This is a genomic window from Mariniflexile maritimum (genome assembly GCF_009746565.1).
Classification (GTDB): domain Bacteria; phylum Bacteroidota; class Bacteroidia; order Flavobacteriales; family Flavobacteriaceae; genus Mariniflexile; species Mariniflexile maritimum.
In genome coordinates, this window is sequence record NZ_WRPN01000012.1 from 38,537 (window position 1) to 52,056 (window position 13,520).

At 39.0% G+C, this 13,520-nt stretch carries 8 protein-coding genes; all 8 read right to left on the minus strand.

The window, feature by feature from the left end; genetic code table 11:
- Nucleotides 1-4: 4 nt before the first annotated feature.
- The gene (locus tag GQO80_RS13780; protein WP_157208950.1) at nucleotides 5-1,099 is read right to left on the minus strand and encodes a mandelate racemase/muconate lactonizing enzyme family protein; all 1,095 of its coding nucleotides are present in this window, start codon (nucleotides 1,097-1,099) and stop codon (nucleotides 5-7) included.
- A 19-nt stretch (nucleotides 1,100-1,118) separates the two neighbouring features.
- Entirely contained in the window at nucleotides 1,119-3,311 is a 2,193-nt protein-coding gene (locus GQO80_RS13785) for a glycoside hydrolase family 3 C-terminal domain-containing protein (protein ID WP_232333191.1), read from the minus strand.
- Between the two features lie 6 nt (nucleotides 3,312-3,317).
- The gene (locus GQO80_RS13790; RefSeq protein WP_157208951.1) at nucleotides 3,318-4,904 is read right to left on the minus strand and encodes a sulfatase family protein; all 1,587 of its coding nucleotides are present in this window, start codon (nucleotides 4,902-4,904) and stop codon (nucleotides 3,318-3,320) included.
- Nucleotides 4,905-4,907: 3 nt separating this feature from the next.
- Nucleotides 4,908-6,362, minus strand: a complete 1,455-nt coding sequence (gene aldA, locus GQO80_RS13795; RefSeq protein ID WP_157208952.1) for an aldehyde dehydrogenase — start codon at nucleotides 6,360-6,362, stop codon at nucleotides 4,908-4,910.
- 14 nt (nucleotides 6,363-6,376) lie between these two features.
- Entirely contained in the window at nucleotides 6,377-8,860 is a 2,484-nt protein-coding gene (locus GQO80_RS13800) for a glycoside hydrolase family 2 protein (RefSeq protein ID WP_232333192.1), read from the minus strand.
- A 147-nt stretch (nucleotides 8,861-9,007) separates the two neighbouring features.
- Nucleotides 9,008-9,769, minus strand: coding sequence for an SDR family NAD(P)-dependent oxidoreductase (locus GQO80_RS13805; RefSeq protein ID WP_198037791.1), 762 nt, complete (start codon nucleotides 9,767-9,769; stop codon nucleotides 9,008-9,010).
- Between the two features lie 41 nt (nucleotides 9,770-9,810).
- Complete coding sequence (locus GQO80_RS13810) at nucleotides 9,811-10,827, minus strand: zinc-dependent alcohol dehydrogenase (protein WP_157208955.1); 1,017 nt, start codon at nucleotides 10,825-10,827, stop codon at nucleotides 9,811-9,813.
- A gap of 13 nt (nucleotides 10,828-10,840) precedes the next feature.
- Nucleotides 10,841-13,381 (minus strand): glycoside hydrolase family 2 TIM barrel-domain containing protein, encoded by a 2,541-nt coding sequence (locus tag GQO80_RS13815; RefSeq protein ID WP_157208956.1) that lies wholly within the window; start codon nucleotides 13,379-13,381, stop codon nucleotides 10,841-10,843.
- Nucleotides 13,382-13,520 lie beyond the last annotated feature (139 nt).

Genomic DNA, 13,520 nt, shown 5'->3' on the forward strand with positions numbered 1-13,520 from the left:
TATTTTAATTTGATTTGTAAGGGGCCAATTTTTCCCAATTGAATATAACGCCCGTACCTGGATAATCTGGAGCTACGGCTCTGTAGTTTTCTACCACTAAAGGTCTTGTGGTGTATTCATCTATTGGGAAACTGTGTACTTCCAGCCAACCTGAGTTAGGTTGAGACGATACCAAGCTTACGTGCAATTCTTGCATGCCGTGTGAACACGCAGGAATACCGTGTTTATCTGCAAGTCTAGCGGCAGCCAACCAGCCTGTAATACCGCCACAATTGGATGCATCGGGTTGGATAAAGGATAGTTTGGATTGTTCAAAAGCATATTCAAACTCGTGTATGGTGTGCAGGTTTTCACCCATGGCTAAAGGGAACCCTGTTTTATCAACTATTTCGCCAAAACCTTTATAATTGTCTGGGATAATAGGTTCTTCAAACCAAGTGATGTTGTATTGTTTAAAACCTTCAACGGCTTTGATGGCTTTTTCAACGGTCATGGAGTAATTGGCATCTACCATAAAAGTGATATCCGGTCCCACAAATTCGCGAACAGCTTTGATGCGTTCTAAATCTTCCTCAAGATTTTCCCTGCCGATTTTAATTTTTACGGCGTTAAACCCTTTTGCCAAATAGCCTTCCATGTTTTTTAACAGCTTTTCAATAGGGAACATCAAATCAATGCCGCCGCAATAGGCTTTGCATGTATTTCCTTTGCCACCTGCCATTTTCCAAAGTGGCAGATTTGCTTTTTTACATTTAATATCCCAAAGCGCGATATCTACGGTTGAAATTGCAAAAGACGCAATGCCACCGCGACCCACATAATGGATGTGCCACTCTAAAAAATCGTAAATGCCATCGATGTCGGTGCCATCCTTACCAATTAAGACCTTTGCAAAATCGTGCTCTATCATGGCTTTTATGGCATGACCACCTTTACCACCGGTGTAAGTATAACCCGTACCTTCGGATCCATCTTCCAAGGTAATGGTAGTGGTTACCAATTCAAAATGATAATGGTCGCCATGTTTGGCATCGGCCATGACTTCTGGCAAAGGCACGGTGAATAAGCGAACGTCAACATTTGAAATTTTTGTACTCATAAGTGTTTTTTTATATGGTTTAAATTAGTTGAACCGCAATTTCCACGGGTTTTGAAGCACCTAAATCTTGGCTTCGTTTACTAGGTAATGCGTTTGCTATGATGATTTTATAATTTCCTTTTATCCAAGTCTTAGCGCCGTTTAAATCGGTTTGATAAAAATCTTTATTGGCTAAATTGAAATTTATTTTTTCGGATTTTCCTGCTTTTAATGTTACTCTTTTAAATGCTTTTAAAGCGTAGTATGGTAAGTATCCTTTGGTGTCTTCAGGAACTAAATACACTTGGATAACATCCTCAAAATTCTGATTACTGGTGCTTTTAATTTCAACTGAAACAGAAAAATCTTGTCCTTTCTTAATTTTTTTAGCATTCCCCATTGGGTTTGAAAACTCGGTTTTTCCATAGCTTAAGCCAAATCCAAATGGGTACATGGGTTCTTTTTCCATGTATTTATAGGTTCGCCCTTTCATGCTATAATCATCAAAAGGAGGCAATTGATTCACGTTTTTTGGAAAAGTTATGGGCAAATGTCCGGAAGGTGCCACATCGCCAAAGAGTATATCGGCCACTGCATTTCCTCCCTGTTCACCAGGATACCACATGAGCACAATGGCATCAACATAAGGCTCAATGTCTTCCAAAGAAACTGGGCTTCCAGTTCCTATTACCAAAACCAAGGGGCCAATTTTATTTTTACTGATTTCCTTGATATAGTCAATCTGGCTTTGTGGTAATTTCAAATCGTTTCTATCTCCTTTGTTTTCTGAAGCAATGGCATCCACTTCTTCGCCTTCAATTTCGTTGGAAATCCCAGCAACTAGAATTGTAGCATTGGTAGTTTTTGCGACTTTAGGTGCCCAGTTTAAAGGGTTTAAGTTTTTCTGAAAAGGCAAAACACCTAAACGGTATTCTACTGAAGTGCCCAATGAAACTTTATTGGTAATACCTTCCAAAACAGTAACCATATTGGGAGAAACACCATAATAATTCGCCATTAAAATATCTGTTGAAGCGGCAAAGGAACCGGTAACATATAAGGTTTTTATGTTTTTATCCAACGGCAATACATTGTTGTCGTTTTTCAACAGCACAATGGATTGTTGTGCTGTTTTTAGGGCAATGGCCTTATTTTTATCGGAATTGATGACGGAAGTTCCCAGTTGTGTATATGGATTGTTTTTATCAGAATCGAAAAAGCCAAGTTTAAAACGAATTAAAAAGAGTTTTTTTAATCGTTCGTTAATCAAGCTTTCGGTTACAAGTCCTTGTTCTACCGCAGACTTAAGTTTTCCGTACACCCAACCACAATTTAAATTGACTCCTGCCAGTAATGCAAGTGCTGCCGCTTCTTCGGCGGTTTTCGCCTTTTTATGACCTTTTAAAATATCGCCCAGCGCACCACAGTCAGACACGATGTAGCCATCAAAACCCCATTGTTTTTTTAGAATGTCATCCAATAGAAATGTACTGCTATTGGCAGGCTCGCCGTAAACAGCATTGTAGGCGCCCATGATCCCTTGTACGTTTCCTTCTGTAACCAAGGCTTCAAACGCAGGCAGATAGGTTTCATACAAGTCCAGTTTTGAAGGATTTACATTAAAACTATGCCGTAAAGCTTCAGGACCGGAATGCACCGCAAAGTGTTTGGCACATGCCGTAGATTTATAATACTTTGGATGGTTTCCTTGCAAGCCTTGTACAAAAGCAATGCCTATTTTAGAAGTCAAATAAGGATCTTCGCCGTAGGTTTCTTGTCCACGTCCCCAACGCGGGTCTCTAAAAATATTGATGTTGGGCGACCAATAGGTTAATCCCGCATACATACCCCTGTTTCCAATGGATTTAGAAACTTCAAATTTGGCTCTACCTTCATCAGAGATGGCATTCGCAACTTCCTTTATCAAAGTTGGATTAAATGTTGCTGCCATAGCAATGCCCTGCGGAAAAATTGTCGCTTTCCCATTTCGGGCAATACCGTGCAAAGCTTCGTTCCACCAGTTGTATTCTGGAACACCTAAGCGTTGAATTGCTGGAGATTCAGAAAGAAACTGACTGCATTTTTCCTCCAAAGTCATGGCGTCAATCAATAAATCCGCTCTTTGTTCAAAAGAAATAGATTCATCAAACCACTTTTGAGATAGGGTTTGTGCATTCAATGCTGCAAAAGCAAAGAATGATAAAAGACACGCTATGGAAATTATGTACTTCACTTATATTTACTTTAATTCAATGTTTTGAATATTGGAATGAGCATCTCCCCGGATGTCTTTAAAATGTGAAACCAGTTCTTTTAATTTTTCAGGGTTGGATTTAGTCAAATTGTTTTTTTGACCCCGATCATTTTTTAAATTATACAATTGGTATTCTTGGGATATTCCCGTTTCTATTTGTACATCTTCTAAAAATCCATTGCCTTTATACGCAGGAATCATCAACCAATCGCCTTCCCTTAAAGCTGTTCTCGTGTTCGCTTCAATAATAAGCGAAGCTCTTGCTTTATCGCTCTTTCCTAAGAATGCAGAAAGTACATCTTGACTATCAGCAGTTTTTACATCTGCTTTTAAAAGGTTGGCTAAGGATGCCATTAAGTCAATTTGACAGACCAATGCATCCGAAACATGTGGGGTTATGGTCCCTTTCCAATAAGTAATAAAAGGCACTTTAGTACCAGCTTCAAACAAACTATATTTACCGCCTCTTAAACCACCTTTAGGGTCATGATTACCAATTTTTTCGACCGCATCGTCATAGTAACCATCATTTAAAACAGGCCCATTATCACTTGAAAATATAACCAGCGTATTTTCAAGCACACCTTCTTCTTTCAATGTTTTCATAAATTCACCAATAACCCAATCGGCTTCCAATATGACATCGCCTCTTGGTCCCATACCTGATTTACCCACAAAACGAGGGTGTGGCGTTCTAGGAACATGCGGCTGTTGTAATGCATAATACAGGAAGAAAGGATTATCTTTATGTTCTTTGACATAAGATTGTGCTTTCTCTAAAAAATGGTCCGCCATATCTTCATCCTTCCATTTTGCTGATTCGCCACCTTTCATGAAACCAATTCGAGGAATACCATTAACAATGCTGTTATTATGGCCATGGTGCCATTTCATGGTGGTTAATTCTGGATTGTTCAATCCAGTTGGTTGTCCTTCAAAATTCTTATTATAATCGACCTCGATGGGGTCTTTTGGATCTAGACCTACTACATCTCCATCTTCTATAAATACAGTTGGCACACGGTCTTGCGTAGCTGCCATGATATAAGAATAATCAAAGCCAACTTCATTTGGACCTGGCGAAATATGGGCATTCCAATCAACATCTCCATGTCCTAAACCCAAATGCCATTTACCAACAATACCCGTATTGTAACCTTGGGATTTAAACAGTTTTGGCAAGGTAAATTGATCGGTGGAAATTAACAATGGGGCAGTACCAGGTAAAATTTTGGCATCTGCGTTACGCCAAGGGTAAATTCCGGTTAAAATGCCATAGCGACTTGGTGTACAGGTTGCCGATGTTGCATACCCATTTGTAAAACGAACGCCTTCATTTGCCAATTTATCGATATTTGGTGTCTGTAATTCGGTTGCGCCATAGCAACTTAAGTCACCATAACCTAAATCATCCAAATAAATAATGACTACGTTTGGTTTGGTAGCTATTTCTACTTTCGTTTTTTGGGCTTGGTTATTTCCATTTTTACAATTATGGAGAACTAATCCCAGCGTAAGAAATAGGATATAACAGGGTGTTTTCAGTTTTGAAAATTGAATTATCGTCTTCATATTTTAAGCTTTATGCCTTATGTAAAACGTTTTCTTTTCCAAATACTGCTCGAAACCGTATTTACCATCTTCGCCACCCGAACCGGATAATTTGTAACCGTTGTGGAAGCCTTGGTGCTGCTCGCCGTGGCCTCTGTTTATGTAAATCTCGCCGTATTCCAATTCATCATTACATTTCATGATGGTATTCATGTCGTTGGTAAACACCATGGCCGCCAAACCATATTCACTATCATTGGCATAACCAATAACCTCGTCAAATGTTTTGAATTTCAGTACGGGTAAAATGGGGCCAAAGGATTCTTCATGTACAATGGTCATTTTTTGGGTAACATTGGTAAGCACCGTTGGTTCAAACCAATAGCCTTTTTCAAATTGCTTTCCAGTCGGTTTTTTACCACCGGTTGCAACGGTAGCACCTTCTTCAATGCTTACGGCAACTAAATGCTCCATGTGCTTTAATTCGTTGGCATTTACTTTTGGCCCCATATCGGTATCTTCCAACATCGGATCGCCAACTTTAAGTGCTTTTACTTTCGGGATGAATTTTTCCATGAACTTATCGTAAATCCGTTCATGTACATACATACGTTCGTTACAGGTGCACACTTGTCCGCAATTATCAAAACGGGAATGTAAGGCAGCATCTACGGCGGCATCTATATCGGCATCTTCAAAAACAATGAATGGTGCTTTACCACCTAGTTCTAACTGTACATGGGTTAAGTTTTGTGCTGCATTACGCGCAATTTGTTGGCCAACAGGCGTTGACCCCGTCATCGTAACCATTTTGGTAATAGGACTTTCCACCAAGGCATTACCCATGGCACGACCAGGTCCTGTTAAAATATTAATGACTCCCGCTGGAATGCCCACTTTATTGGCAATAGTACCTAATTCAAGGGTAGCCAATGGCGTTTCGGAAGTTGGTTTGATAACAATCGTGTTACCTGCAATTAAAGCAGGCCCTAATTTACGGGCAGCAAGCGCTAAAGGGAAGTTCCAAGCTGTGATGGCGACAATAACACCCCGCGGTATTTTTTGAATCCAAATTTGTTCGTTGGGATTGTCTGAAGGAATAATATCGCCTTCAATTCTACGGGCACCTTCGCAAGCATATTCAATAAATGAGGAGGCTACTGCAACTTCAAATCTGGCGACTTTTAATAATTTTCCTTGTTCTTTTACGAGCAACTGTGCCAATTTTTCAGCATTGGCTTTTATCTCGTTTGAGAATTTATAAAGTAGGTCGGCTCGTTCCCTTGCCGGTAATTTTTTCCACTTTTTTTGTGCCTTATCGGCAGCTTCCAAAGTTTCCAGTGCTTCTTCGGCAGTACCATTTTGTACTCTTGCCACTATTTCCTCTGTTGAAGGATTAACGATGTCAATGGTTTCTCCGGAAGTAGAAGTTCTCCATTCGCCATTAATAAATAATTTGTATTCTTTAATTTCTGACATGATTATATATTTTGTTATTTTTTAATTTTAAATCCTCTCGCCGTTACGGTATCCGTTTCACTTTCATATTCTTCACCGTTTTCACGGGTTAGTTTATCAAAAAACTGATTGTAGTTGGAATATTTATAGGTTCCATTCCGTTGTCTTATTTCATCGCCCATGAGTTTGAATTGTTGGGCTGCTTTGTCGTGGTCACCAATCAAAAGCATGTATTTGTTTTTTGAAATAACTTTGCCGTTGTTGTCTTTTAATTCTAAATTCACATAGAAATTGTTTTCTAATTTCTTCAGGACATCTGCTTTTAAATCAAATAATTTCTGTGAGCTGTTTTCTTCGATTTTATCAATGTTGAAGGTTCCTTTGTGCAAAACCACATCGTTGCCATCGGTTATGGTATAATTGGCAACACACTTGTTGTATTTTGTGTAAAGGTCATTCACTACCCAAATTTCCCCAGTAAAGGCTTCATTATTAAGCCATCTGCGTTTGTTGAATTTTAAGTTTATCAATAGGGGTTGATAGGCCGTTTTTACATAATTGTAAGAGCGTTTTGTTTGTTGATAATTATCTACAATACCCCATTTCATATCTGGCCAATAAGTGATAAAATGGCACAGTGAAATACCGCTTGTTTTAGGTTTGTTTCTTCTGAAATGTTCAATGGACAATTGAAAAATAATGCCTTGCGCATCTTGGGTAGCGTTTACGAATTCCTGGAGCGAGCCTGTTTTTTCGCTTCCAAAAGCATCAAAGTTTTGGGCTCTTAATCGGTCTAAATCAGCCCAATGGTGCCCCCAACTTAACCCTGGAGGCCAGAGTTCTTTTTCTGGAATAAATTTCTTTAAACTTTCAATATTTGGTACGGAAGTAATTGCCAATTCAGGAATTATGGGAAAATCCAGTCTTGAATACCAATCTTCCATAGGCGCAAAACCCATATTATAGAAATAGGCGAGGGCGTGGGCCGCTTCTTTGGGTTTATAGCCCGCTTCCAATGACGCTTCACAAGTTAATGGCGAATCTGGTACATAAGGTAAATCTACTTGTTCCTGCAACGTTTTACCCAAACGTTCTAAAAATGAACGTGTAAATGCAGGGTCGCCAGAGCGTAGGAACATTTCCTCGCCGCCTTCCATCATAATCAACGAAGGGTTGTTTCTGCGTTCCTTTATAACAGCGACGCCTTCGGCAATTGTGGTGGCAATAAATGCTTCCTCATGCGATAAATTTCCTGTACCTAAAGGAATAACGTCGTTCCAAACCGTCATGCCAGCCTCATTACATAATTCATAGAACAAGGGGATTTCTGAAGGATGCCAACCAAAAATCCGAATGTTGTTCATGTTGGCATCTTTTGCCAACTGGATAAGTTTTCGATATTTTTCATCTGAAGAACGCCCCGTAAAAATATCAGGTGGACCGCCCCAACAAGCCGAACGCAGGAATATTTTTTTTCCATTGATTAAGGTCGTTCTGGGGAAACTGACCTCGTCTTTGGTAAAACCGGGATTCCATGCCATGGTAACTTCTCGGATACCAAACACGGTTTCTTTAAAATCGTTGTTGATTTTATTTTCAGATATTGAAAGTTTTGAAGCGTATAAATTCGGTTTTCCTAAATCCCATGGCCACCATAATTGGGCATCCTTAATTACAATGTCCTTTTTGATTTTCTGTTTTCCGGGGGCAACTTTCTCAGTAAATGTTGTTTTGATTTCCTTAGAAGTAAAGTTTTTACCTTGGATTGTAGAGGTAAAAGTTATGTTTTTTGCAATGGCATCCGTGTTTTCAACTTCAATTTCAAGCGTTACTTTCGCTGTGTTGTTAGCTTCAATTTTTGGTCGTAAATAAACATCCTTAATCCTTGTTTTTCCTGTATAAACCATTTTTATGGGCCTATAGATGCCAAAAGGAATTAAATCGCGCCAATAATCGCCAAACCAAGGTGTTTTTCTACCAGCTACTTTGGCGTTGACTTGTGGCGGAGGCGCAAGCCTTATCATTAACATATTGGTACTGGCTAAGTTTTTTTTGCTGCTTCGAATGGCCTTATTGATATCAAATGAAAATCCTGAAAAAGCTCCTTCATGGCTTCCCAAAAAATGACCATTCAGCCACACATCGCAAGCATAATCGACGCCTTCAAAATCCAATCGCACCAATTGATCCGTTAGGTCTTGTGTCACATTAAATTGCAGTGCATACCACCATTCGTAATGCATGACCCATTGTGCTTTCACACTATTTCTGCCAAAATAGGGGTCTTCAATGGCGCCAATTTTCCAAAGATCGGTATATACGTCTCCAGGAACTTGAGCAGAATTCCAAACTAAGGTTTCAATGTCTTCCGGGGGAAGTTCATGCAACCCTGCTTTTACGCCTTCGCCGGGAAGCATCATTTTCATTTTCCACTTAAAACCGCTTAAATCTTGCGACAACTGACTATTGTCCTTGTGCGAGACTTCAGAACCTGGTTGCGCCAAAACTGAAACCGCCAAAAAGCAGCATACAGTTAATAATAAGAATTGTATTTTTTGGTTTAAGTACATTTTTGTTTTTCTATTTAACTTGCGAGGTTTAAAAAACCCCGCAAGTATTTTATAACCATGATAATTTCCCTTTCGGGGATTATGGGGGGCATTTTTTTATCTGCCCATCCAGCCACCATCAACTAGAACAATGGCACCATTCATATAGCTTGCCGCTTCTGATGCCAAAAACACGGTTGGACCAGCAAAATCTTCTGCCTGACCCCATCTTCCTGCTGGAATACGTGACAAAATAGACTCTGAACGTACAGGGTCGTTTCTTAGGGCTTCTGTATTATCGGTTGAAATATATCCGGGTGCAATCGCATTTACGTTTACGCCTTTGGATGCCCACTCATTAGCAAAGGCCATAGTCATTTGACCAATAGCCCCTTTACTTGCGGCATAACCTGGTACTGTAATACCACCTTGGAACGTAAGTAAGGATGCGGTGAAAATAATTTTGCCATGACCCCTTTTTACCATTTCCTTTCCAATTTCACGAGTTAGGATAAACTGGGAGTTTTGGTTGACCTCAATAACTTTGTCCCACATCTCGTCTGGATGTTCTGCTGCTGGTGTTCTTAAAATGGTACCTGCGTTGTTCACGAGGATGTCAATTTGTGGATGGTCTTTTTTTACGGCTTCAATGAACTTGTACAATGATTTTCTGTCGGAGAAATCACATTGATAGCCACTGAATTTTTTACCTCTTGCTTTTACTTCTTTTTCAACTGAACTATCTTGTTCTAAGGTTGCTGAAACACCTATAATGTTTGCCCCCGCTTCAGCTAAACCTATGGCCATGGCTTTTCCAATACCTCTTTTACAACCTGTTACTAAGGCTGTTTTTCCTTCTAAACTAAATTTGTTTAATATACTCATGATGATTTTTGATTTACGATTAACGAATTATGAACTTATGCTTGGCAATCCATGAGTACTTTTAAGCCCTCTGGATTTTTATCAATGTTTTCAAATACTGTTTGAATTTTTGTTAATGGCTGAACATCTGTTATCATTTGTTCAAATGGTAATTTATTTGCTGTGATGAGTTGAATTGCTTTTTCATAATCCTCTTTCTCATAAACACGGGCACCAATTAATTTTAATTCCTTCCAAAAGAATTTGAACAAGTCCACTTCCTTTTTCTGTCCGTGAATGGCCACCATAACAATTCTACCACGAATACCGGCAACTTCGCACATAATATCCAGTGCTGGTACAACACCAGCTACTTCAAAAACCACATCGGCCCTACGGTTTTCTGTTTTGTCTTTTACATATTCAACCAAGTCAACCTCCAAAGGGCTTACGGCATCAAAACCAAGTTCTTTTGCCTTGGCGATGCGTTTTGGGTTAACTTCGGAAATAATTACTTGGGCACCGACTTCCTTAGCAACCATAGCAACCAAAAGGCCAATAGGTCCGCCACCTAAAACAACTGCTGTTTCACCTTTTACCAATCCGCTCAATCGTACATCGTGAGCGGCGACAGATAAAGGCTCTATTAATGCAGCTAATTTTAAATCGGTATTTTCTTTTAATTTGTGCAAGGTAAATGCAGGAACGTTCCAATATTGTTGCATGGCTCCAGGGCTATCAATGCCTATGAATTTTAATTTTTCGCAGATATGGTTAAAACCTTTGTCGGAGGTCTGTACCAAACGATCGTCCAATGGCCGTACCACTACTTTTTCACCAACCTTAAAGCCTGTTACACCGTTTCCTACGGCATCAATCACCCCAGACATTTCATGCCCAATGGTTTCTGGCATTTTCACACGCTTATCCATCATACCATGATAAATATGCACATCGGTACCACAAACGCCAACATAAGCGACTTTAATTCTCACTTCACCTTCTTTTGGTGCTTCAATATCTCTTTCTACTACGCTGAAGGTTTTATTGCCTTCATATTGTGTTGCTTTCATTGTTAAATATTATTTATATTATTTTAATAGTTATAGTTTCAGATTTTAGACCTTTGCCAGTAGCTGTAACCTTGACGTTTCCAGATTTACCAGTAGCTTGAATAATCAATAAGGTTTTGCCATTGTAGGTGGTTCCCTGTTGCGCATGGAATGTTTCCACACTTTTTTTCCACCCATTGTCCACGCCCAAAAGTTTGGCGTCTCCATCTATTTTAAAAGTGATTAATTTGTTATCTGTTTTAACGGGGTTTCCGTTGTCGTCAGTCAGTTGTAGAATGACGTGCGAAACATCCTTATGATTGGCGTTGATTGTTTTTTCTTCGGAAGAAAGCTTGATGTTTGTCGCTTGTCTTGCAGTGACGATTTCTTCAGTGATTTTTTCACCATTTTTAACACCCTTGGCAACTAATTTTCCATCGGCAAACGGAACTCCCCATTTATAAATATGGTCTTCAAAATCGGATAACTTCTTTTTGCCAAGAGATTTGTCATTTAAGAAAAGTTCGATTTCATCACAGTTTGAGTAAATTTCAACTGAAATCATCTCATTTTGATTATAGTTCCAATGCTCGTTCACATCTTCCCATTCCCATAAAGCATGTTCCCACTTTTTAGGGTTTTTAGCAACGATATTCCCCGAATCATCTATCTTATTCAATGACTTTTCAATAGTTTGGGTGGCGATATGAATCATGGGTGCTTCTGTCCAAAGCGATTGCATCATATAGTAAGAACCCTTCTTAAATCCTGCGGTGTTGAGTAACCCTGATGGCTGCACACGAACAGGCCAAGGGTCTCTAATCTCGCCCATATAATCTATCCCTGTCCATAAAAATGTGCCCGAAATAAAAGGACGTTCCATAATGGCTTTCCATTCGTGGTATTGCGCCAAATTTTCGGTGCCCATAATGGGTTTATCGGGATAATTTTCATGGCCATAATCGTATAAAACACGTCTGTAACTATAGCCTACAACATCTAGTGCGTCTGTATATCCAGAAAGATGGCTCGCCGAAGGCAGAATTAAATTGGCAGTAACAGGTCTAGTGGTGTCCAGTTCTTTTACCCATTTTGACAGTTTTTGCGCCGTCTCGCCAATGTCATATTTTTCTTTTGGAAGGGTTTCCAATAGACGCTTAATCTCTTCTTTTGAATTGGGAGGTTCAGACCAGAAGTAATTTCCGTTCCAGCTCATATTATTAAAAAAGCCTGTTGCTTGTGCGTTTCTTGGGTAGGTCCATTCTATTTCATTCCCAATACTCCATTGGAAAATAGAGGGATGGTTTCTATGGCTTAAAATCACATTTTTAAGGTCTTTGTGTGCCCATTCCTGAAAATGTTCACCATAACCTCTAGTAATATAATCGGTGCTCTTTGATTCATTTTGATTGAAACGTTTGTCCTTAGGGTTATCCCATTCATCAAAAAGTTCATCTTGAACCAAGAACCCCATTTCGTCACATAAGTCTAAAAATTCGTTCGAAGCAGGGTTATGAGATACCCTAATGGCATTTACACCACCATCTTTCAAAATTTGCAATCTGCGTTTCCAAACGCCTTTAGGTACCGCGGCACCAACCAACCCGCCGTCATGGTGCAGACAAACACCTTTAATTTTCATGTTTTCACCATTTAAAAAGAAGCCGGTATTGGCATCGAATTGTATGGTACGAATTCCGAAAGTACTGGTGTAGGTATCTATTTCTTTATCGGATTTAATGATGGAAGTTATAGCCTTATATACATGCGGATTTTCTAAATTCCACAACTTAGGTTTGTGAATATTAATATGTTGAATGACCTCACTTTCTGAATCTGGTCCAATTTTCAATTTGCTTTTTGCTGAAGCAACAACAGTTTCGTTAGCGTCGATAATTTTTGTAGAAACAATGATGTTTTCCTTTGAGGTAAAGCCATTCTTAACTTGAATATTCAGTTGAACGGTTGCATTTTGGTTTGAAACTTTAGGGGTTGTAATAAAAGTGCCCCAAACAGGAATATGTAATTTACTGGTAGTAATGAGTTTGACCTCCCTGTAGATACCAGCGCCCGTGTACCAGCGGCTATCGGCATAACGCGTGTGGTCAACTTTAACTGTTAATAGGTTATTTTTTCCATACTTATTCAAATAAGGTGTTATGTTAAAATAAAAGGGGGAATAGCCATAAGGATGAAAGCCCAATTCATGCCCATTAATTGCAATGGTGGCATTATTGTACACGCCATCAAAAAGAATATAATTTACGCTCTTTTCATCATAGGATAAATCAAAAATCTTTTTGTAATAACCGTACCCTTTTCCTGCAATATACCCTGTGGCAAGAGCATCTTTGACCAATGTAGAGTCGAAATCACCTTTAATGATCCAATCATGGGGCAGGTTTATGGTTTCGAATTTATCATCGGAAATTGAATTTATATTTTCATCTTCCTGGGATAAATAGAATTGCCAGTTTAGATTAAAATTATCAGTAACACTCCTACTTTTGTTTTGTAAACCGTTACAGTTAAAAACAAAAGCAAGCAATAAGATTATAACAACAGTGTTTCGCATTAATTTTGTGGTTTTTTTTTGTAGGGAATAAAATTACTTCCTTATCATGCTTACCACACTTTTTAATACTAGACTACTACTAAACACTCGGCTTATATAAAAAAAACAACTAGATTTAAACTTGACATTGGTTTAATTA